This window comes from Salinisphaera aquimarina, assembly GCF_042643355.1.
Taxonomy (GTDB): Bacteria; Pseudomonadota; Gammaproteobacteria; order Nevskiales; family Salinisphaeraceae; genus Salinisphaera; species Salinisphaera aquimarina.
Window position 1 is genome coordinate 609,369 of record NZ_JBHRSS010000003.1, and the last position, 21,037, is coordinate 630,405.

Here is a 21,037-nt window from a genome sequence, read left to right on the forward strand (position 1 = left end):
TGCCGATTCGGCCCGGTAGCGCTCAGCGCTGGGGCGGCTCGGCCCAGCGATCCCAGGGCGGTATCTCGCCGACACAGTCGAACAGATAGTCCATGAACAGGCTCACGGTGCGCGAACGCAGGCGCTTGCCGGGGGCGACGACGTGGATCGTCTGCGGCTGCGGGGTGATTTCCTTGTCCCAGTCCGGCAACAACGGTTGCAGCGTTCCCGCTGCCAGTTCCGCGCCGATCAGCCAGCTGGGAAACAGCACGATGCCCTGACCGAGCAGGGCCGCGCTGACCAGGCTTTCCGCGTCATTGCTGGACAGCGTGCCCGGCACGCTCATGGGCTCATGCGCACCAGCGTCGCCGCGACGAAAGAACCAGCGCTGGCGGCCGAATTCGCCGTGGTAGACGAGACAGTCGTGCCCGCGCAGTGCGGTCGGCGTATCGGGCGTGCCGCGGCGCTGCAGATAGGCCGGCGCGGCGGCGAGCACATAGTGCATGGACGCCAGACGGCGGGCGACCAGCCCCGAGTCGGCCAGCGTGCCGATACGAAACGTGATGTCACTGCCTTCGCGTACCGGGTCGGTGAAGGTATCGGTGAGCAGCAGCTCGGCATGGATCGCCGGATAGCGCGCCTGCCAGCGCGACAGCAGCGGCACGATCTGGCGGCGCATGAATGCCACCGGCCCGTTGATGCGCAATGTGCCGCCAGGCTGCGCGCCGCGATCACCCAGCGCCTCGGTGGCCAGGTCCAGGCGTTCGAGCGCCTCGCGCACCTCGTCGTAATAGCGCTCGCCCGCGTCGGTAAGACTCACCGCGCGGGTATGCCGATACAGCAGCCGCTGGCCGAGTGTCTTTTCCAGCGTCGCGATCTGTCGCGACACCGACGAGACCGCCAGCTGGAAGTGGTGGGCGGTTGCCGTGAAGCTGCCGGTCGCGGCCACCCGCTCGAACAGGCGCAGGGCGTTCAAATCGGGCGACTTGCTCATATTGCAATAAAGTTTTGCATTTATATCTATTTTAACAACATGCGCACACGCGCATGCTGCGCTTCATCATTCGATAGCAAAGAAACCCCATGCGTAAAGGCACTGCCCTCGTCGTCGGCGCCACCGGCCTCACCGGCGGCAATCTCGCCAGCGTCCTCGTCGCCAACGGCTGGACGGTCTACGGCCTGTCGCGCCGTCCGGCGAATCAGGACGGCGTCATTCCGGTACAGACCGACCTGCTCGACGCCGATGCGACCCGCACCGCGCTGACCGGCCTGCCGATCAGTCACGTGTTCTTCTGCACCTGGACCCGTCGCAACAGCGAAGCCGAGAACGTCGAAGCCAACGGCGCGATGATGAACAATCTGTTCGCCGCGCTCGACGCCGACACCCTCGTGCACGGCTCGCTGGTCACCGGCACCAAGCAGTACCTGGGCTCGTTCGAGAGCTACGGCAGCGGCACCGCCGAGACGCCCTTTCGCGAATCCGAGCCGCGCGTGCCCGGGCCCAACTTCTACTACACGCTGGAAGACATCCTCATCGAGGCCGCCGAGCGCCACGGCTTCGCCTGGAACGTTCATCGTCCGCATACACTCATCGGCAGCGCCCGCAGCAACGTCATGAACATGGGCGTGACGATCGCGGTCTATGCCTCGATATGCCGCGCCAGCGGCCGCCCCTTCGTCTTCCCGGGGTCGACGACGCAATGGAACGCGCTCACCGACATGACCGATGCGCTGCTGCTGGGACGTCAGATGGAATGGGCCGCCCTCGCGCCCGGCGCACGGAATCAGGCCTTCAACACGGTCAACGGCGATGTCTTTCGCTGGCGCCGGATGTGGCGTGAGATCGGTGACTACTTCGAGCTGGAAGTTGCCGACTGCCCGGACACCCCGCAGCCGCTGGCCGAGCAGATGCAGGGCGTGGAAGCCGAATGGACGAAGATCGCTGCCGAGCGCGGCCTCGTCGAGAATAACGTCAACGCGCTGGCTTCGTGGTGGCACACCGACGCCGACCTGGGCCGCGAGCTGGAATGCGTCAACGACCTGAGCAAGTGCCGCGACTACGGTTTCGACGATTTCCGTGAAACCCGGGCCGCGTTCCTCGATCTGTTTGCACGCCTGCGCGCCGAGAAGATCATTCCCTGAGGATCACGCGCTGCGGCATATGTTCCGCTGCGGGCGCGGTGTGGTCCGAAGCGGAACTGCGCTATACGCCCAGATACTGGTGCAGTATCTCCGGCTTGTCGCGAAGATCGTCCGGCGTGCCTTCGTAGACCACATGGCCGTTGTTGAGGATATAGGCGCGGTGAGAGAACTTGAGCGCCGCATAGACATTCTGCTCGACCACGACAATGGTCTGACCCTCGGCGGCGATACGCTCGCATACCGCCATCAGGTTCTGCACGATCACCGGTGCCAGGCCTTCAAAGGGCTCGTCCAGCAGAATGATCTCCGGCTTGCGAACCAGGGCCCGCGCAATCGCCAGCATCTGCTGCTCGCCACCGGACAGCGTCTTGCCGCCACTACGCCGGCGTTCCTCGAGCCGGGGAAACATCTCGTAGATCTTGCTCAGCGGCTCGGCGTCGGTCACCGAAAACGCCGCCAGCTTGAGATTTTCCTCGACCGTCAACGCGCCGAATATGCGCCGCTCCTCGGGCACCAGTTGCAGCCCGCGCCGGGCCACCTCGAAGGCCGGGCGTCCACACACTTCGTGATCACCCAGCCGGATACTGCCGCTACGCGGCTTGAGCGCGCCGGCGATGGATTCCAGCGTCGTGGTCTTGCCGGCCCCGTTGCGCCCGAGCAGCGCGACCACTTCGCCGCGCTCGACGTTCATGCTCACGTCGAACAGAACATGCGAATCGCCGTAGTAGCTGTTGAGCTTGTCGACCTGGAGCAGGCTCATGCTTCCACCCCGCCCAGATAGGCTTCCTGAACCTTGGGATGGGCGCGAATCTCTCCCGGCGGGCCTTCGACCAGCAGCTGCCCCTCGACCAGGACGCTGATGCTGTCGGCGAGTTCGAACACGGCGTCCATGTCGTGCTCCACGACAATCACGGTACGCCCCCTGCGCAGCGACTTGATCAACGCTACCGTGCTTGCGCGCTCCTCCGGCCCCATGCCGGCCAGCGGTTCATCCAGCAGCAGCAGCTTGGGCTGGGTCGCCAGCGCCAGGCCGATCTCGACCCGGCGTTTCTCGCCATAGGCCAGATGCGAGACCGGCGTATCGGCGCGATGGCTGAGGCCCACTTGCGCGAGTGTTTCCTCGATACTCGCATCGAGACCGGAGACGCGCTCGGCGCGGCGGATCATGTCGAGCTTGAAACGTCCGCGTGACTTGCCGAGACAGGGAATCATCAGATTCTCTCGCACGGTCAGCCGGTCGAACAGCTGGTTGATCTGAAAGCTGGTGCTCATGCCCATCTGGCAGACGCGCGTGACCCCGACCCCGGTGATGTCCTCGCCATCGAAATGAATCGTACCCGCGCTGGGCGCCATGACCCCGGCGAGCATCTTGAAGAACGTGCTCTTGCCGGCCCCATTGGGCCCGATCAGCGCGCGCATCTCGAATTCCCGAACCGAGAAATCCACGTCGCTGTTGGCGGCCAGTCCACCGAAGTGCTTGCTCACCCCGCGGGCCTCGAGAATCACCGGCCCGTATTCCGGAATCGGCGCCTTGCTGGCACGATCGGCGGGTTCGACCGCGCTCGCAGGGGCCTCCGCTTCGCCTTCATCGCTGGTGCGCGAGGCCGCGCGGCGCCAGTGGATGAAGCGGCGTGCTTCACCCAGCAGACCGGTGGGCAGGAAAGTGATCAGCAGCACGAAGATCACGCCCAGCACCAGCTTCCAGCTCTGCCCCAGGCCAAAGGAATGCTGCAGCAGATCCTGCAGATACAGCCAGACACCCGCCCCGACCAGCGGCCCCAGCAACGCACTCGCACCGCCGATCACGGTCTGGATCAGCAGTTGCGCCGAGCTTTCGAAGGCGAACGCGCCGGGCGGCATGTAGTTCTGAAAGATACCCAACAGCCCCCCGGCCAGGCCACCATAGGCGGCCGACAATACGATGGCGACCAGCTTGTAGAGATGGGTGGCGTTACCCGTGGCCTTGGCCCGCTCCTCATTGTCGCGCACCGCCATCATCATGCGCCCGACCGGCGAGGCCACCACGCGTCGCGCCAGCAGATAACCCAGAAAGAACAGCACCGCCACGAAGTAGTACATGCCGATACTGGACTGAATCGTGTAACTGCCGATCAGCGGTACCGGCACGCCTGCCATGCCGTTTTCGCCGCCGGTATAGGCCGACAGCGTGGAATAATCCAGGTGGAAGAACATCTCGCCGAACGCCAGCGTGATCATGGCGAAGTAGATGCCCTTGCGGCGCTCCACCAGCAGGCCGATGCCGAGCCCGATGATCGCGGATGCCACGGTGCCGATCAGCAGTGCCAGCAGCGTCTGATGGATCACGCCGTTGGTAAGCAGATAAGCCGCAATGAAACCGCCCGAGCCGTAGAACGCCGCCTGGCCCAGCGACAACAGGCCGGTAAAGCCGAACAGGATGGCAAAACCCAGCCCGAACAACCCCCAGATCAGGCTGCGCGTCATCACGTCCATGCTCATGCTGATCAGCGGCAGCACGAACGGCGCCGCGAGCAGGCCAGCCAGCACCGCCGCTTCGACCGCGAGATGACCCCAGTTACGCTGTTTGCGCGATGCGGCGGGCGCAGTCGTCGCGCGAGCCGAGGCCGTCATACCCGCCCCGCCTGTCCGAACAGGCCACGCGGACGGAAGATGAGGATCAGCGCCATCGCCACATAGAGCATGACTTCAGACAGGGATGGATAGAACAGTGAGGTCAGGGTCATGATCTCGCCGGCAAGCAGCCCGCCGACGATGGCGCCCGGGAACGACCCCACGCCACCCAACACCACGACCACGAACGAGAACACCAGAAACTTCTCGCCACCATCCGGCGTGGGCGCCGTGATCGGGCCGTTGATGACCCCGGCCAGGCCGGCCGCCATCGCGCCGATGGCGAAGACCACGAAGAATGCCCGGAAGACATTGACGCCCAGCAGGCTGACCATGCCCGAGTCCTCGATGCCGGCACGCACCACGAGGCCGAGTTTGGTCCGATAAAGCACCAGATAGAAGATCAGCAGAATCACCGCGGAGATCGCGATCGTCTCTATCTTGTAGAGCGGGAACGGATACTCGAGGAAACCCAGCTGCGACGCACCCTGGCCCCAACTGGGCGTGGGCATGTTCTGACTGGTGCCGCCGAAGAAGGTACGGATCGACTCGACGATGATAATGCCCAGACCAAAGGTGACGATGATCTGGTCCTCGTCGGGCCGCTTGTAGTAGTAGCGAATGATGCAGCGCTCGAGCACCAGGCCGATGAACAGGGTGCACAGTGCACCCGCGGCAATGGCGGACAGGAACGAGCCGGTGGCCTGATACGCCACGTAACCGGCATACCCGCCCAGGGTATAGAGCGCGCCGTGTGCGACGTTCAACACGCCGAGCGTGCCGTACACAATCGTCAGACCGGTGCTGATCAGCGCGAGCAACATGCCCTGCTGCAGACCGTTGAACATCTGCGCTTCCACCAGCCCCCAGGGCGGCAGGCTGTTTATGAAATCGGTGAGCATCGTATGAGGTGCTGCCTGAGCAACGGTCGTTTTCTACGGACCGGATAGACGAAAAGCGGAGGCTGCCGGCCGAAGCCGACAGACACTCCGCACAAACCTGAAATCAGGTATACGAACCCAGTTTGCAGCCCAACAGATCCGGCGGCGGCATGACGTCGTCGCCCGGCGTGAGGCTGACCAGATCGAAGTAGTCGTCACTGGAGCGCATGTCGCTCGGCTTCTTGCCGCGGATGATCGGCACGTCGTGCACGAGCTGATGATCTTCGGCGCGCATATGCACCTTGCCGAGCATGGTCTCGAGTTCCTTGCCGGCCTCATAGGCCTTGATGACCTCTTCCGGACGGAAGGTGTCGGCCCGCTCGCAGGCCTCGGCATACATGGCCGTCTGCAGATAGGCCGCCTCGGCGCCCCACTCCGGCTTGTAGCCGTTCTTCTTCTCGAACTGGGAGACGAACGACTGCGCCAGCTCGTTCTTCTCGGCCTGCGTCCACCAGAAATCGGTGACGCAGTAGATGCCCTGCATGACGTCCTCGCCCACTTCCTTGGCCAGGAACGGCGTCATGTAGGGAATGACCATGGTCATCTTGTCGAGAATACCGAAGTTCTTGGCCTGCTTGATCGAGTTGACCGCATCGGCGCCGAAGCAGATGTTGACGAACACATCCGCGCCGGAGGCGGCGGCGTTGAGCAGATAGGAGCTGAAGTCGCTGGTGCCCAGCGGAGACAGCTGCTCGGTGGCCGGCGACCAGCCGATCTGCTGGGTGAACTCCTTCATCGAGTCGCGCACGGTATGACCGTAGGTGTAGTCCGGAATCAGGTAGGCGACTTTCTTGTCCTTGCCAATTTCTTTTTCCAGCACCGGCAGCAACGCCTTGGCCGCGCTGTAACCGAACACACAGGAGCGGAAACCGTAACGCTGGCAATCCGCGCCCGTGGTGTCGTTGGAGCCGGAAATACCGGCCAGGTAGATCACCTTTTCGCGCTGGGCCAGCTTCTCGCAGGCGATGGCCACTGCAGAACTCACACTGCCCGCGGTCATGATCGCCTTGTCCTGATTGATGAAACGGGTCATGCCCTGAATCGCCAGATCCGGTTTGGACGCGGTATCCACATTGCCGTATTTGACGCGCTTGCCGAGAATGCCTTTCTTGGAATTCGGCGAGATTGCGCGCATCAGTTCGTTGCCGTCGTTCAGATGCTCGATGGCCAACTGAAAGCCCTTGAGCATGTCGCCGCCCTGAGCGCTGTACGGGCCGGTTGTTTCACAGCCCAGACCGATGAAGCAGCTGTCCTTGGCGACGCCAACGGGATAGTTGCCCAGCGGCGACCCGTCCGCCGCCAGTACCCGTCCCGGGAACATCGAGGTGGCGAGCACGCCACCCATCGCCATCGAGCTGCTTTTCAACAGGCCGCGCCGGCTGATCGATGTGTCGATCCAAGTCTTCTTTTTATCGCTCACGTCCACTCCCCCTCGTTATCGCCTTGATTTAAGACTGCTAATAAACTAAGTAGCGCGTGCGTTACTGGTAAATGCAACTTTAGTTGCAAGGCAATCATTCGCTCGCTGCCGGAATCGGCATGTCGGCGATATCACGACCCGGAGTCGTTTGTTTTGGTCATTTCTTGGTCACGGCCGGCCCGCGGATATTCGCCGGATATCTCATGATGCGGGCCGCCTGAGCTCATCATCGAGCGCGATATCCGCCCGGCCCGGCCTCTCGCCCGCTGATCGGAGCCATCCGGCCCTCGATTGGATGCGATCGCCGGCGACGCGCTCGTATTCCGAGTCCGCGTTAGAATAGGGCATCACTTTGGGTGTGACCCACCCGATTCAAAGAGGTAACAGGATGTTGAAAGTCGGATTCGTTGGTTGGCGTGGCATGGTCGGTTCCGTGCTCATGCAGCGCATGCTGGACGACAACGACTACCAGGGCTTGGAGCCGGTGTTCTTCTCCACTTCGCAGGCCGGCCAGGACGGCCCGGACATCGGCATGGATGTCCCCAAGCTGCAGGACGCCAATGACATCGACGCGCTCAAGGCGATGGACGTCATCGTCACCTGCCAAGGCGGCGACTACACCAATGCGGTCTACGCGCCCCTGCGCGAGGCCGGCTGGGCCGGCTACTGGATCGACGCCGCCAGCACGCTGCGCATGGCCGACGACGCCACGATCGTGCTCGACCCGGTCAACCGCGACGTCATCGACAAGGAACTCGCCCGCGGTACCAAGACCTTCTGCGGCGGCAACTGCACCGTCAGCCTGATGCTGATGGGCCTGGGCGGCCTGTTCGAAGCCGGCCTGGTCGAATGGATGTCGGCGATGACCTATCAGGCGGCCTCCGGCTCGGGCGCTCAGCACATGCGCGAACTGCTCGTGCAGATGGGCGACCTGCGTGATTGCGTCTCCGACCAGCTGGCGACCCCGTCGTCCGCGATCCTGGATCTCGATCGCGACGTCACCGCCCGCATGCGAGCCACGGACTTCCCGGTGGAGCAGTTCGGCTATCCGCTGGCCGGCAGCGCCCTGCCCTGGATCGACACCATCATGGAAAGCGGTCAATCCAAGGAAGAATGGAAAGCCGGCGTCGAGAGCAACAAGATTCTCGGCCGCAACGGCGACCCGATCCCCGTGGACGGACTGTGCGTACGCATCGGCTCGATGCGTTGCCACAGCCAGGCCTTCACAATTAAATTGAAGAAGGACGTGCCGGTCGACGAGATCGAGGATCTCATCGCCAATCACAACGAATGGGTCAAGGTCGTGCCCAATGAAAAAGAGGCCACGCTGCGCGAGCTGACCCCCACCGCGGTCTCCGGCACCCTGACCATTCCGGTCGGGCGACTACGCAAGCTGGCCATGGGCGGCGAATATCTATCCGCGTTCACGGTCGGCGACCAACTATTGTGGGGCGCCGCCGAGCCGCTCAAGCGCATGCTCAAGATCCTGCGCGAAAACGAATAGCGCCAGGCAAGTCGCAATCCGGAACGCCTCCTTCGGGAGGCGTTCTTGTTTCCGCCTGGCTTGAACAGCGAGGCACGCCAGCTTTCTGTCACGAAAGTTTCATCCAAAGATCGTCAATTATTCACCTGTACTGCCAACACTCATTGTTTTGAAGATTCGCGATAGCGCGCGGGTTTACAACAACAAGGGGCTCACATGGCAGATTCCTCGATCGGCGCGATCGGCTCCGGCGAAACGGCGTATTCGGAGCCAAGGCTCAGCTTCTTCTTTGGCGCGGTGCTGCTGGCCGTCACCGCGTATTTCATCTACTGGGGGTTCGGGTACACGAACCACAACTACGTGGTGCTGTTCGTGCTGGCCACGCTGTTCGGCGTGTTCATGGCCTTCAACATCGGCGGCAACGACGTCGCCAACTCCTTCGGCACCAGCGTCGGTGCGGGCACGCTGACGATCAAGCAGGCGCTGCTGGTGGCGGCCGTGTTCGAGATCAGCGGCGCGGTGATCGCCGGCGGCGAGGTGACCGACACCATCCGCGGCGGCATCGTCGATCTGTCGACGATTACCGTGCAGCCGCTGGATTTCATCTACATCATGATGTCGGCGCTGGTTGCCGGCGCGCTGTGGCTGCTGTTCGCCTCCCGGCGCGGCTGGCCGGTCTCGACGACGCATTCGATCATCGGCGCCGTGGTCGGCAGCTCGATCACGCTCGGCATCATCCTCGACGGCGGCGGCTCCGCGTTTGCCCTGGTGCAGTGGGGCAAGATCGGCCAGATCGCGATCTCGTGGGTGCTCTCGCCGGTACTCGGCGGGCTGTTTTCCTACGCGCTGTTCTACCAGATCAAGAAACATATCCTGAGCTACAACGAGCAGGCCGAAGCCCATCTCGACGAGATACGCCAGGAAAAACGAGCCCACAAGGAAGCGCACAAGCAGGCCTTCGAGCGCCTCGACGAGATCCAGCAGATCTCCTACACCCACGCCATGACCCGTGACATCTCGGTGATGACCGACGACGACTTCGACCCGGAGGAACTCGAGTCGGAGTATTTCCGCAAGATGCACCATATCGAACGCCGGCGCGACAACGTACACGCCTATCGCGCGCTGCAGAACTGGGTGCCGCTGATCGCCGCCCTGGGGGCCATGATCATCTCGGCGATGATGCTGTTCAAGGGCCTGAAGAACCTGCATCTGGGCCTGACCACGCTGCACAACTACATGATCGTGGGCATGATCGGTGCGGTGGTCTGGATGGCCATCTTCATCTTCGCGAAGACGCTCAAGGGCGCCACCCTGGGCCGTTCGACGTTCCTGCTGTTCAGCTGGATGCAGGTGTTCACCGCCGCCGGCTTTGCCTTCAGCCACGGCTCCAACGACATCGCCAACGCGATCGGGCCGTTCGCGGCGATTCTCGATGTCATGCGCACTAACGCCATCGGGTCAGAGGCCACCGTGCCTACCGTCACCATGCTCACCTTCGGCGTCGCGCTCATCGTCGGGCTGTGGTTCATCGGCAAGGAAGTGATCGCCACCGTCGGCCACAACCTGACCAGGATGCATCCGGCGTCCGGCTTTTCCGCCGAGCTGTCGGCAGCCGCCGTGGTGATGATTGCGTCGCTGCTGGGCCTGCCGGTCTCCAGCACCCATATCCTGATCGGCTCCGTGCTGGGTATCGGGCTGGTGAATCATTCCACCAACTGGGGTCTGATGAAGCCCATCGCGCTGGCCTGGGTCATCACCCTGCCCGCTGCGGCGATCATGAGCGCCCTCGTGTTCATCATCCTGAGAACGGTGTTCTGAGTCGTCATCGACTCACGCGAACCGCGTCTTCCAGACAAGACATTCGATCCGAAGGGCACATCTGTGCCCGGAATTCCAATCGGTGGCGGCACGAGCGCCGGCTATGCGTGGCGCAAGGAAAAAAGCCGGCCGTGCTTGGATAAGCGGTTCTGGTGGGCGGGCGCTACTGCAGCCAGGACGAATTCGTGGTCATGTGCAGATCGCGCCACGGCTCTATCTGACGACCCGCATGGTGATGACGTTTTCCGAACACGAGTGACGCCGCTCGAGTCAGTGACAGCGCACGTCGCTTAACGGCAGCGCTGATGCACGGCGCGTGCAAGGGAGTCCAGCACGCGCCGTATGGCGCGTCGTTCAACGACGCGCCTGTGCCACCCAGGTGGTCAGACGCTGGGTCAGGTCCCGCCGTTTCTGCAGCGCGGACTGATCCGCGAGCCGAGTCGCCATCTCATAACCATCCGGGCGCACCACCGACCGGACATAGTCTGAGTTCACCGTCCGATATTGGGCATAGGAGTCGTTGCACTGCGCCTGCGCGCGCATCGCCGCGGCACTGGGCGACACCTGGTGATCGTCTATATACGGCCGGGCCTCGGCGAAGGCGCAGTTCCAGTAGGCCTCGTACGCCGCCTGCCGCTGGTCGCGCGGATGGCTGGCACAGCCGGCCAGGACGATAACAAGTCCACAACAAAGCAACGCGCGCATTCGAACTCCGGGTATAGGCAACGGGATGCCGGCATTCGCGAGTTGTCAGTATAACCCCGTCACATCCGACGTTGCCCGCGCTTCCACGTACAGCTTTTTCACTTCCGACCCACGTCAGCGATTTTCTGCAGCCGACGAATAAGGCAATATCCGGCGATACCCTCGGGCCCCACCCGACATCCAATCCTCGTTACAGTGAAGATCGTCATGCAAAGCAATCTGGCCGGCCGCCGCGCAGTGATCACCGGCGGTAGCCGCGGCATCGGCCTGGCGATCGCGGACGCACTCGCCGCCGAAGGCGCGCATGTATCGATCTGCGGGCGCGGCGCCGATACGCTGGAAACCGCGCGCGAGCAACTGGCCGCTCATGGCACCACCGTTCACGCCGCGCAGTGCGACGTGGCCGATGCAGCGGCGATCGAAGGCTATATCGACGCGGCCGCCAGCGCGCTCGGCGGCATCGATATCCTGGTCAACAACGCCTCCGGCTTCGGCGTCGGCGATACCGAGGAAGGCTGGGCCGCGAGCATCAACGTGGATCTGCTCGGCAGCATCCGCGCCACCCGGGCCGCCCGACCGTGGCTGGAGAAAAGCGAACAGGGCAGCATCATTCATATCGCCTCGATCGCCGGTCAGGCCGCCTCCGCGCGCACCGCCGCCTACGGCGCGATCAAGGCCGCGCTGATCCAGTACACCCAGTCGCAGGCCTCCGAACTGGCACCACAACGCATCCGCGTGAACGCCATCGCGCCCGGCTCGATCGACTTCCCGGGCGGTCTCTGGCAACAGCGCAAGGCGGCCAACCCGACGCTCTACGAGAACACCCGCGCCAGTATTCCCTTCGGCCGTTTCGGCCATCCCGAGGAAATCGCCAACACGGCGGTGTTCCTGGCGTCGCCGTTGGCGTCGTGGATCACCGGGCAGACCGTGACCGTGGACGGCGGACAGCTGCTGCGCTGACGGTCCGCACGCCCATGACCCGCCGCTCATGGGCGGATGCTGCGCGTCTGCTTTGTCGCGCGCCAGTCCGTCGCCGCACGACGCGTGAAGCAGACGGACAGCTGACCGATTTCATCGTTATCTTCCGGATTCGGCGTCCTGCGGATATGCCCGGCAGTCACCCGTTGGGGTAGAACGGCCAGATCATCGGCAGCAGAATCACGCTGACCAGATAACCCACCACGACCAGCGGCAGTCCCGCCTTCACATAGTCATTGAAGCTGTAGCCGCCCAGACCCAGCACCATGGTGTTCGCCGGCATGCCCAGCGGCGTCGCGAAGGCGCAGGAACCGCCGATGACGATGGCCATGAGCACCGCGCTCGGATCCGCCCCCAGGCCCACGGCAATCGCGCCGCCGATCGGCGCCAGCAGGGCCGTGGTCGCGGTGTTGGACATGAACTGCGACAACCCCGCGGAGATCACGAACAGCACGCTCAACAACAGCCGCGGCGACGGCGCGTGCCCGAGCTGCTCGACCACGTTCTCGGCCAGCATCGTGCCCAGCCCGGTCTTCTGCATGGCGGTCGCCATCGGCAACATGCCGGCGAACAGAAAAATGACTCGCGCGTCGATGGCCCGCAGGGCCTTGGTCTCGGACATGATGCCGACCAGGATCAGCAGCAGCGCGCCGACAACGCCGATCACGTGCATGCCGAAGCCGATGAAGCTCTGGAACACCATGGCGAGCACGGTGGCAACCAGAATCGCGAGCGCGAAGTACTGTTTCCAGGGGGCCGATTCGACCACGTGATCGCTGAACGCGCCGTCGTCGGGCACGTCGTGATCGGGCAGCAGCTTGTAGCCCACCGACAGAAAATAGATCAGCGCGACGATCATCATCGGCAGGCCGATCAGGGCGAAGGAGAAGAACCCGAAATGGGCGCCATCGCCCATTTGCGCCAGTGTGCTGTCGACGATGAGATTGCCCGGCGCGCCGATGAGCGACAGATTGCCACCCATGGCCGAGGCGAACGCCAGCGGCATCAACAGCTTGGAACGACGGATGCCGGAGCGGCTGGCGATGCCGAGCACCGCGGGAATCATCACCGCGGCAGTACCGGTGTTGGACAGAAAGCCGGACAGCAAGGCCACCACGATCATCACACCGGCCAGCAGCTGGCGTTCGGTCTTGGCGAAATGGGTGACCAGCCCGCCGATGCGGTTGGCCATGCCGGTCTCGAACAGCGCCCCGCCGACCACGAACATGGCACAGAACAGGATCACGTTCTTGTTGACGAAGCCCTGAAACGCTTCTTCCGGCGTCAGAATATGGCTCAGCACGAGGCTGATCAGTACCAGCATGGCGGTCACCGCCAGCGGTATCTTTTCGGTAACGAACAGGACTACGGCGACCAGCAGGATCGCCAGCGTCAGGATGGCAGGTGTCATCGGTTTCTCCTCTTTTTCAGCGCACGCCGCGACCGACCCGTCGTTCGGACGACGGGCCGGATTCGCGATCTTTTATTTCTGGGGTGGGGTCAGCCGCTAGCCGGTGGCGGTCTTCGCGCGCATCTGCTCGTCGATGTGCTGGCAGACGGCGTCGGTAATCTCGGCGGTGGTGGCGGCGCCGCCCAGATCGCGGGCATGCAGCTCGGAACGGGTCACGGCTTCGATGGCATCCATGAGGCGCCGGGCCGAGGTCTCCTCGCCCAGGTGTTCGAGCATCATCACCGCGGTCCAGAAGGCACCGATCGGGTTGGCGATGCCCTGGCCGGCGATATCGAAGGCCGAACCGTGGATGGGCTCGAACATCGATGGAAAGGTGCGTTCCGGATTGAGATTGGCGGTCGGCGCGATGCCGAGGCTGCCGCTCAGGGCCGCGGCCAGATCGGAGATGATGTCGGCGTGCAGGTTGGTGGCCACGATCACGTCCATGGTCTCGGGCTTGAGTACCATGCGGGTGGTTACCGCATCCACCAGTTCACGCTGGATCTCGACTTCCGGGAAATCCCGGGCGACCTCGAAGAAGATCTGGTCCCACAGCACCATGCCATGGCGCTGGGCGTTGGATTTGGTCACCAGCAGCAGTTTCTTGCGCGGGCGCGTCATCGCCAGTTCGAAGGCAAAGCGATGAATCCGCTCCACGCCCTTGCGCGAGAAGATCGACACCTCGGTGCCGATCTCGTCGGGCAGGCCTTGATGCACGCGCCCACCGTTGCCCGAGTATTCGCCTTCGCTGTTCTCGCGCACGATCACCCAGTCGATCTTGTCCGCGCCCTGCAGGCGGCTGGTCACGCCGGGCAGCACCCGCGCCGGGCGCACATTCGCGTATTGATCGAACCCCTGGCAGATGGCCAGGCGCAGATCCCAAAGCGAGACGTGATCGGGCACTTCCTGGCTGCCCACGGCGCCGAAATAGATGGCGTCGAAGGTCTTGAGCTCGTCCAGGCCGCCCTCGGGAATATAGTGGCCCTGTTCCAGATAGCGTTTCGAGCTCCAGTCGAAATCCTTGAAATCGAACTGGATCTCGCCGCTCTTCTCGGCCAGTTCCTCGAGCACTTTCTTGCCGGCCTCGATGACCTCCAGGCCGATGCCGTCGCCCGGGATGACTGCGATGCGATGCTTTCTCATGATGAAACGCTCCTGGCGCACTATGCTGGGCCGCCGCCGCTAGCCTTGGCCAAGCGCTGGCGACCGGTTTCGGGATTTATAGTCGACCCGAGCCTAGGGGGACAGTCGGAGCGCGGCAACGACAGCCGGCTCATTTGAGTTTCAACCGGGAAGTTGAATATGGACGCGCTACGAGATCTGGAATTCTTCGTGCTGCTCTGCCAGAAAGGCAGTCTGTCCGCCGCGGCGCGCGAGCTGGATGTCAGCGCGGCTGCGACCAGCAAGCGTTTGGCCGGCATCGAGAAACGCCTGGGCGTTCAGTTACTTAACCGCAACACGCGGACGATGAGCTTGACCGCCGCCGGCGAGATCTATGTCGAGGAGGCACGCAAGATCGCGCACAGCGTCGAGGCGCTGGAGAACCGCCTGAATCAGCAAAGCGGTGATATTCACGGCCTGCTGCGGCTCAATGCATCGCTCGGATTTGGACGAAAGTATATGGCCGCCATGGTGTCCGAATTCATCGCGCGCTACCCGAAAGTCGAAATACAGATGCATCTATCGGATCATCCGCTCGATCTCGTCGCCTCGTCCTACGATATCGGCATCCGCTTCGGCGAATTGCCGGATTCGACCCTGCATGCGCGCAAGCTCGTCTCTCACCGCCGCCTGATCTGTGCCGCGCCGGCCTATATCGCCCGCCACGGCACACCCACGCACCCCGACCAGCTCGCCGAACACAACTGCCTGATCCTGCGCCAGAACGAGGACACCTTCTCGATCTGGAAATTCGAACATGCCGGCCGTGACATCGCGGTCAGAGTCAGCGGCAACCTGTCCTGCAACGACGGCGAAAGCATTGTCGCCTGGGCGCTGGCGGGGCATGGCGTGATCCAGCGCGCCGAGTGGGAGGTGTCCCGCCACATCGCCTGCGGCGAACTGGTAGAACTGCTCGCCGACTACGTGTTGCCGAGTGCCGACATCAGCGCCGTCTATCACTATCAGCAGTTCGTGCCACCCAGGGTTCGAGCGTTCATCGACTTCTTCGACGAGTACGTCAAAAGAGCTCCGGTGCCGCTGGATCCGTGAGCCGGCGACAACCCGGCCGCGGCGATCACCCGCGTGGGTTCGAGCCGGTCGTGTTCTTCACACGATACTGACCGCAATACCGAAAATGCCGTTGATCGCGGCTTGCCCGCCGTACTCGATCGTCATAACGTGATCACGTCTACAGCTTCAGGTAGAAACACCGCACCATGCCCAACTCCGTGCCCACCACCACGTCGTCCGCAACGCCCGTGGACGACCCTGGCGCGCCGCGCTTTCTCGCCAGCGACAACACCTCCGGCATCTGCCCCGAGGCGATGGAGTATCTGGTGCAGGCGAATCAGGTCGACGACCTGGCCTACGGCAACGATCGCTGGACAGCGAAGGCGAGTGATCGTTTCCGCGAGCTGTTCGAAACCGACTGCGAGGTCTTTTTCGTCTTCAACGGCACCGCTGCCAACTCATTGGCGCTGGCCTCGACCTGCCAGTCTTACCACAGCGTGATCTGCCACCAGCTCGCCCATATCGAGACCGACGAATGCGGCGGGCCCGAGTTCTTCTCCAACGGCTCGAAACTGTTGACGGTCGCCGGCGACAACGGCCGCGTCACCCCGGAGCGCATCGCCACCACGGTGACGCGCCGGGGCGATATCCACTATCCGCGGCCCAGGGCGGTTTCGCTGACCCAGGCTACCGAAGTCGGCACTGTCTACGCGCTGGACGAACTGCACGCGATTCACGACGTCGCCGACCAGCACGGTCTGCGCATCCATATGGACGGCGCGCGTTTCGCCAACGCCTGTGCCGGCCTCGATGCCTCGCCCGCGGATCTGACCTGGCGCGCCGGCGTGGACGTGCTGTGTTTTTCCGGCACCAAGAACGGGCTCGGCTTCGGCGAGGCCGTCATCTTCTTCGACCGCGAACTGGCAGAGGACTTCGGCTACCGCTGCAAGCAGGCCGGTCAACTGGCATCGAAGATGCGCTTTCTCTCCGCGCCCTGGCTCGGGTTGCTGGAGAGCGGCGCCTGGCTGAGCAACGCGCAGCACGCCAACGCCATGGCCCGCCGTCTGGCGGCCGGCGTTGAAGCGCTCGACGGCGTGCGCCTCATGTTCCCGGTCCAGGCGAACAGCGTGTTTCTGGAACTCGCGCCCGCCACCCAGCAGGCGCTGCGCGACAGCCACTGGACGTTCTACACCTTCATTGGCGAAGGCGGCGCGCGCTTCGTGTGCAGCTGGAACACCACGCCGGCTCTCATCGATTCGCTGATCGAGGATCTACGCCAGGCGTTGCGCAGCTGAGCCGACCGGGCGCACATGCTCGGTCCCTGTTTACCGACGCGACGGACTTCGAACCATCAGGACGCGGCTGCGCGAGGCGGAATCCAGGCGATCATATCCACCTCGACGTCGGCACCCCCGGCGAGCCCGGTCACGCCGACACAGGTACGCGTGGGCAACGGGTCTTCGAAGTAGCTGGCATACACGCCGTTCACCTCGTCGAAGTGGCCCATGTTGGTGACGAACACCCGGCTCTGAACCACGTGTTTGAAACCGCACGCGCTGCGGCTGCAGTCGACATCGGCAGAGAACAGAAGCGCTCGCGCGGGGTATCTCAGGCCGGCCCCGGTTCCGGCTTTTGCCCTGCCGCCGCGATCACGCCGAGCACGGCGTCGGCAAACGCCACCGGCGCCTCCTGCGGCGGATTATGACCCACATTCTCCAGCAGCCGCCGTTCGAAGAAACCAGTGAAATGACGGGCATGTTCTGCCGGCGAACCCAGAGCCGGAATACCGTCCGCGCCACCGTCGAGCACGATGCTGGGCACGGAAATATCCGGCTGGTTTGCCAGCAGACGCTCGCTGTCTTCCAAGGCCGGATCGCCCGCCACCAGACCGAACCGGTGTCGATAGGAGTGGATGACGACGTCAACGAAATCCGGATTCTCGAACGCCGCCGCCGTCTGCGCGTAGAGAGCGTCGTCGAAATCCCAGGTGGGCGACCACAGTGTCCAGAGCAGGCGGCAGAACTCGGCACGGTTTTCAGACAGACCCAGCCGGCCACGCTCGGAATGAAAATAGTATTGATACCAGTACTGGTATTCATGCGCTGGCGCCTGCGGTCGCCCCGCCGCAGCAATGTTCTGAATGTTATAACCGCCGCAGGACACCAGACCCGACACGCGGTGCGGCCACAGGGCCGCCACGATGCAGGCCGCCCGGCCGCCCCAGTCGAACCCGGCCAGTACAGCTCTGGGCAGGGCCAGCGCGTCCATGAATGCCAGCAGGTCATGGGCCAGGGCGGCCTGCTGGCCCGAGCGCGGCGTATCCGGCGAGCGGAACCGCGTCGGCCCGTAACCACGCAGGTAGGGCGTCAATACGCGACAACCGGCGGCCGCCAGTTCGCGCTCGGCGTCGTCATAGGCATGCACGTCGTACGGAAAGCCGTGCAGCAGAATCACGGGTACGCCCGCCGGCACGCCTGCCTCGCGATAGGCCACGTCGAGCACGCCGGCATGAATCGGTCTGATCATGCGGCAAGCATAAACGTCCGAATCCGAACTGTCCTACTGCCGGAAAAAATTACAGCTAATGCGGTCACAACAGTCCGAAAAAGCGCAACAAAATGAAAACAAATAACTATTTTTCCCGGCACGAAAAATGCTAACTCGATGGCAATGCCGAGGCACGACGAATGATGTGAACCACCCGGCATACGCACGCAGACGTTTCATCGGCGCTCTAGTCAACTCAGCGGCACAGGCAAGAACATAACCCGGACCACCGGACGCTTAAAAAAGCCACGAGAAGACCAGGCGCACCAGACAAATCGATACAAGAGCACGGCCCGTGCGGGGCTGTTCTTACCAATAAAATTCAAGGGGACCTCAATGTCTGAATATCGCTACGCGTCTTTGACGCGCGCCGCGGCAGCAACCGTGACCGCCCTGACGCTCGTCGTCGGATCCGGCAGCGCTTTCGGCGCCATGATCAACTGGAAAGGCGTCTCGTTCGAAACCCAGGGCAACGGCACCGCCGTGGTCGACAGCAACGACGATCTGCTGCTCACGCCCGACAGCGACGCCGCCTTCGGCGTACATGTGAACCGTCTGCCGGGCGGCGGCAACGGCCCGTCCCCCATCAACGCCAACGGCACACCGTTCATCTCGTTCTCGTTTCTGGACACGGGCATCGCCGGCCAGAACATCGATTTCGCCATTCAGGATGAAACCGCAACCGGTCAGCCGCGCATCGCGGCCGGCTCGCTGTTCGGCGCCACACAGACCGCCGTTGCGACCTATGGCACTGGCGCCGAACGCAGCACAAACGAACAGTATCTGTTCTACACCACGCCTCGTGACGCGGTAAGCCACGACGTCGTGCTGGGCAAGACCGCCGATAGCACGATCTTTGCGACCTTCGACGGCGAGCAGCGCTCCAGCGATATCTTCAAGAACGCCGGCATCGATTTCGACTTCAACGATGTGGCTCTGCGTGCCCGCGGCGCCAGCGGCTCCACGATCCGTTTCACCGACTTGGCGTTCGGCGACAACTTCTCGCCGGCCTCGGCCCAGGACGTGCCCGAACCGGGCTCACTGGCCATACTCGGTCTGGGTGCTTTGCTGATGATGATGTTCGGCATGCGCCAACGTCGTAGCTGAATCATTACCGATGTCGCGAAGCGCACGGGCCGCCTGGCCATCGCCCTCGCGATAATCGAAAACAGGTGACGTGCGGGCGCGTCAGTCCACGGGGGCTGGCGCGTTTTTATTTGCCACAAGGCAAGCGCGCCTCGCTCGTTTAAAACACAGCCGGCTCAAACACGACGCGCAATACGCTAGGCTGCATCCTTCAGCCCGCGAACACGCCTCGAGATGCCTGAAGATTATTCACGCACGCTGGTTGCCGATCCTTTCGCCGACGGCGGCCTGGAATGTTTTGCGCGACAGCTTCGCGCCGGCCAGACGAGCGCCGAAAGCGTCACCCGTGCCTGCCTGGCACGCATCGAAGCACTCGACGCCCGACTGGGTGCATTCGAATACGTCGCGGCCGATGCCGCGATACATCAGGCCCGCGCCATGGATGCCCTGCTCGCCAGCGGCGTCGATCTCGGCCCGCTCATGGGCGTGCCGATTGCGGTCAAGGACCTGTTCGCCATTAACGGCATGCCGGTGACCGCCGGCTCGCGCATGCCGCTGGGCGACGTGATCGGTGACGAAGGCCCGTTCGTGCAAACCCTCAAGCGCGCCGGCTGCGTGATACTGGGCGTGACAAAAACGGTTGAATGCGCGTTCGGCGCGGCCGGCATCAACAGCGTTCGAGGCACGCCGTGGAACCCCTGGGACGCGCAGATCCATCGGCTTCCGGGCGGCTCGAGCAGCGGCTCGGCGGTCGCTGTCGCGGCCGGACTGTGTGCCTTCGCCATCGGCACCGATACCGGCGGCTCGGTGCGCGTGCCCGCGGCCATGTGCGGCATCTTCGGCTTGAAGACCACGGTCGGACTCTGGCCCACGCAAGGCGTGTTCCCCTTGTCGACCACGCTGGACAGCATCGGCCTGCTCACCCGCGACGCCGACGACGCGGCCGTCGCGCTCGCGGCTCTGACGCCCGGCAGCCATCCGAGCCGACCGACGCCCGAACCCGGCCAACTGCGGCTGGGCCGCATACGCGGTTACATGGATGAACAGATCGATCCCGATGTTCATGCGGCCTTCGAGACCGCGGTCGCGCAGTTGCAGGCCGCCGGCATTACGATCGAAGACGTCCCCCTGCCCGAGGCTGAAGAACGCGAGCAGCTCATACCCGCCATTCTGGGCACCGAAGTACTGGCGACACTGGGCCGCGAGCGCTTCGAGGCGCACCGCGCGGATATGGACCCCGTGGTGGCCGCCCGCATTGCTGCGGCGCTCGATATCACGGCAGACGAATACATACGCGCCCTCCGCCGCCAGCAGGCGCTATGCGCCGTGATGCGTGAGCGTCTGCGAACCGTGGACGGCTGGATCAGCCCCACCTGTGCCGTCCCCCCGCTGCCGGTCGCCGACTTCACCGACCCGGAGGACGGCACCCGCCTGTCCCGAGGCGTGACCCGCTGCAGCCAGCCCGGCAATATCTTCGGCCTGTGCGGCGCCAATATTCCGTTGACTCGCGTCGACGCTCTGCCCGCCGGCCTGCAGCTGCTGTGTGCCCCGGACAGGGACGCCCATGCCGTGGCGATTGCCGCGACACTGCAACATATTCTCGGCCCGCGCCACGCGCCGTCGCTGGAGTCTTTTCTGGCCGATTGATCGCGACACGACGGGATATGAACCGGTCGATCCCGTCCGAGACAACCTTGCCCGGA

General features: G+C 63.6%; 18 protein-coding genes. 8 read left to right on the top strand and 10 right to left on the bottom strand.

The window, feature by feature from the left end; translation table 11 throughout:
- Window positions 1-22: 22 nt before the first annotated feature.
- Window positions 23-973: a LysR family transcriptional regulator gene (locus tag ACFOSU_RS06345; protein ID WP_380687601.1), complete on the bottom strand. Its 951-nt coding sequence runs from the start codon at window positions 971-973 to the stop codon at window positions 23-25.
- Window positions 974-1,062: 89 nt separating this feature from the next.
- Here ACFOSU_RS06345 and ACFOSU_RS06350 point away from each other — a divergent pair, with 89 nt between their 5' ends.
- Complete coding sequence (locus ACFOSU_RS06350; protein ID WP_380687603.1) at window positions 1,063-2,121, top strand: SDR family oxidoreductase; 1,059 nt, start codon at window positions 1,063-1,065, stop codon at window positions 2,119-2,121.
- Window positions 2,122-2,182: 61 nt separating this feature from the next.
- Here ACFOSU_RS06350 and ACFOSU_RS06355 read toward each other — a convergent pair whose 3' ends face one another.
- The 4 genes from ACFOSU_RS06355 to ACFOSU_RS06370 all read right to left on the bottom strand — a co-directional run bounded on the left by ACFOSU_RS06355 (window position 2,183) and on the right by ACFOSU_RS06370 (window position 7,023).
- Window positions 2,183-2,881, bottom strand: coding sequence for an ABC transporter ATP-binding protein (locus ACFOSU_RS06355; RefSeq protein ID WP_380687605.1), 699 nt, complete (start codon window positions 2,879-2,881; stop codon window positions 2,183-2,185).
- Window positions 2,878-4,599, bottom strand: coding sequence for a branched-chain amino acid ABC transporter ATP-binding protein/permease (locus tag ACFOSU_RS06360; protein WP_380689185.1), 1,722 nt, complete (start codon window positions 4,597-4,599; stop codon window positions 2,878-2,880). Before ACFOSU_RS06360 ends, ACFOSU_RS06355 begins: the two co-directional genes overlap by 4 nt.
- Window positions 4,600-4,727: 128 nt before the next feature.
- Window positions 4,728-5,633: a branched-chain amino acid ABC transporter permease gene (locus ACFOSU_RS06365; protein WP_380687607.1), complete on the bottom strand. Its 906-nt coding sequence runs from the start codon at window positions 5,631-5,633 to the stop codon at window positions 4,728-4,730.
- 103 nt (window positions 5,634-5,736) lie between these two features.
- A complete protein-coding gene (locus ACFOSU_RS06370; RefSeq protein ID WP_380689188.1) occupies window positions 5,737-7,023 on the bottom strand; it encodes a substrate-binding protein in 1,287 nt (428 codons plus the stop codon).
- Between the two features lie 457 nt (window positions 7,024-7,480).
- Between ACFOSU_RS06370 and asd the strand changes: the two genes are divergently transcribed.
- Entirely contained in the window at window positions 7,481-8,596 is a 1,116-nt protein-coding gene (gene asd / locus ACFOSU_RS06375; protein ID WP_380687609.1) for an aspartate-semialdehyde dehydrogenase, read from the top strand.
- A 195-nt stretch (window positions 8,597-8,791) separates the two neighbouring features.
- Entirely contained in the window at window positions 8,792-10,396 is a 1,605-nt protein-coding gene (locus ACFOSU_RS06380) for an inorganic phosphate transporter (RefSeq protein ID WP_380687611.1), read from the top strand.
- A gap of 354 nt (window positions 10,397-10,750) precedes the next feature.
- On the opposite strand, the gene ACFOSU_RS06385 is transcribed toward ACFOSU_RS06380, so the two are convergent.
- Window positions 10,751-11,101, bottom strand: coding sequence for a hypothetical protein (locus ACFOSU_RS06385; RefSeq protein ID WP_380687613.1), 351 nt, complete (start codon window positions 11,099-11,101; stop codon window positions 10,751-10,753).
- Window positions 11,102-11,308: 207 nt separating this feature from the next.
- Between ACFOSU_RS06385 and ACFOSU_RS06390 the strand changes: the two genes are divergently transcribed.
- Window positions 11,309-12,061, top strand: coding sequence for an SDR family NAD(P)-dependent oxidoreductase (locus tag ACFOSU_RS06390; RefSeq protein WP_380687615.1), 753 nt, complete (start codon window positions 11,309-11,311; stop codon window positions 12,059-12,061).
- Window positions 12,062-12,218: 157 nt separating this feature from the next.
- Here the strand turns inward: ACFOSU_RS06390 and ACFOSU_RS06395 are convergent, their stop codons facing one another.
- Window positions 12,219-13,490, bottom strand: a complete 1,272-nt coding sequence (locus ACFOSU_RS06395; RefSeq protein ID WP_380687617.1) for an SLC13 family permease — start codon at window positions 13,488-13,490, stop codon at window positions 12,219-12,221.
- Between the two features lie 96 nt (window positions 13,491-13,586).
- Complete coding sequence (locus tag ACFOSU_RS06400) at window positions 13,587-14,672, bottom strand: tartrate dehydrogenase (protein ID WP_380687619.1); 1,086 nt, start codon at window positions 14,670-14,672, stop codon at window positions 13,587-13,589.
- A 159-nt stretch (window positions 14,673-14,831) separates the two neighbouring features.
- On the opposite strand from ACFOSU_RS06400, the gene ACFOSU_RS06405 reads away from it, so the two are divergent.
- Both ACFOSU_RS06405 and ACFOSU_RS06410 read left to right on the top strand, forming a co-directional pair.
- On the top strand, window positions 14,832-15,740 hold the full coding sequence (locus tag ACFOSU_RS06405) for a LysR family transcriptional regulator (RefSeq protein WP_380687621.1): 909 nt from the start codon (window positions 14,832-14,834) through the stop codon (window positions 15,738-15,740).
- Window positions 15,741-15,907: 167 nt separating this feature from the next.
- The gene (locus ACFOSU_RS06410; RefSeq protein WP_380687623.1) at window positions 15,908-16,996 is read left to right on the top strand and encodes a threonine aldolase family protein; all 1,089 of its coding nucleotides are present in this window, start codon (window positions 15,908-15,910) and stop codon (window positions 16,994-16,996) included.
- A gap of 56 nt (window positions 16,997-17,052) precedes the next feature.
- On the opposite strand, the gene ACFOSU_RS06415 is transcribed toward ACFOSU_RS06410, so the two are convergent.
- Window positions 17,053-17,313 carry a RidA family protein gene (locus tag ACFOSU_RS06415; RefSeq protein ID WP_380689190.1) on the bottom strand — a complete coding sequence of 87 codons (261 nt, stop codon included), beginning with the start codon at window positions 17,311-17,313 and terminating at the stop codon, window positions 17,053-17,055.
- Window positions 17,310-18,227: an alpha/beta fold hydrolase gene (locus tag ACFOSU_RS06420; protein ID WP_380687629.1), complete on the bottom strand. Its 918-nt coding sequence runs from the start codon at window positions 18,225-18,227 to the stop codon at window positions 17,310-17,312. Before ACFOSU_RS06420 ends, ACFOSU_RS06415 begins: the two co-directional genes overlap by 4 nt.
- A gap of 357 nt (window positions 18,228-18,584) precedes the next feature.
- Between ACFOSU_RS06420 and ACFOSU_RS06425 the strand changes: the two genes are divergently transcribed.
- Window positions 18,585-19,355: a PEP-CTERM sorting domain-containing protein gene (locus ACFOSU_RS06425; protein ID WP_380687631.1), complete on the top strand. Its 771-nt coding sequence runs from the start codon at window positions 18,585-18,587 to the stop codon at window positions 19,353-19,355.
- 213 nt (window positions 19,356-19,568) lie between these two features.
- A complete protein-coding gene (locus tag ACFOSU_RS06430) occupies window positions 19,569-20,981 on the top strand; it encodes an amidase (RefSeq protein ID WP_380687633.1) in 1,413 nt (470 codons plus the stop codon).
- Window positions 20,982-21,037 lie beyond the last annotated feature (56 nt).

Bases quoted from the DNA above. Each gene is read 5' to 3' on its own strand.
- ACFOSU_RS06390 (WP_380687615.1), top strand. From the start codon at position 11,309: ATGCAAAGCAATCTGGCCGGCCGCCGCGCAGTGATCACCGGCGGTAGC.
- ACFOSU_RS06395 (WP_380687617.1), bottom strand. From the start codon at position 13,490: ATGACACCTGCCATCCTGACGCTGGCGATCCTGCTGGTCGCCGTAGTC.
- ACFOSU_RS06405 (WP_380687621.1), top strand. From the start codon at position 14,832: ATGGACGCGCTACGAGATCTGGAATTCTTCGTGCTGCTCTGCCAGAAA.
- ACFOSU_RS06380 (WP_380687611.1), top strand. From the start codon at position 8,792: ATGGCAGATTCCTCGATCGGCGCGATCGGCTCCGGCGAAACGGCGTAT.
- ACFOSU_RS06345 (WP_380687601.1), bottom strand. From the start codon at position 973: ATGAGCAAGTCGCCCGATTTGAACGCCCTGCGCCTGTTCGAGCGGGTG.
- ACFOSU_RS06370 (WP_380689188.1), bottom strand. From the start codon at position 7,023: ATGGCGATGGGTGGCGTGCTCGCCACCTCGATGTTCCCGGGACGGGTA.
- ACFOSU_RS06355 (WP_380687605.1), bottom strand. From the start codon at position 2,881: ATGAGCCTGCTCCAGGTCGACAAGCTCAACAGCTACTACGGCGATTCG.
- ACFOSU_RS06385 (WP_380687613.1), bottom strand. From the start codon at position 11,101: ATGCGCGCGTTGCTTTGTTGTGGACTTGTTATCGTCCTGGCCGGCTGT.
- ACFOSU_RS06410 (WP_380687623.1), top strand. From the start codon at position 15,908: ATGCCCAACTCCGTGCCCACCACCACGTCGTCCGCAACGCCCGTGGAC.
- ACFOSU_RS06350 (WP_380687603.1), top strand. From the start codon at position 1,063: ATGCGTAAAGGCACTGCCCTCGTCGTCGGCGCCACCGGCCTCACCGGC.
- ACFOSU_RS06430 (WP_380687633.1), top strand. From the start codon at position 19,569: ATGCCTGAAGATTATTCACGCACGCTGGTTGCCGATCCTTTCGCCGAC.
- ACFOSU_RS06360 (WP_380689185.1), bottom strand. From the start codon at position 4,599: ATGAGCATGGACGTGATGACGCGCAGCCTGATCTGGGGGTTGTTCGGG.
- ACFOSU_RS06425 (WP_380687631.1), top strand. From the start codon at position 18,585: ATGTCTGAATATCGCTACGCGTCTTTGACGCGCGCCGCGGCAGCAACC.
- ACFOSU_RS06400 (WP_380687619.1), bottom strand. From the start codon at position 14,672: ATGAGAAAGCATCGCATCGCAGTCATCCCGGGCGACGGCATCGGCCTG.
- ACFOSU_RS06365 (WP_380687607.1), bottom strand. From the start codon at position 5,633: ATGCTCACCGATTTCATAAACAGCCTGCCGCCCTGGGGGCTGGTGGAA.
- ACFOSU_RS06420 (WP_380687629.1), bottom strand. From the start codon at position 18,227: ATGATCAGACCGATTCATGCCGGCGTGCTCGACGTGGCCTATCGCGAG.
- asd (WP_380687609.1), top strand. From the start codon at position 7,481: ATGTTGAAAGTCGGATTCGTTGGTTGGCGTGGCATGGTCGGTTCCGTG.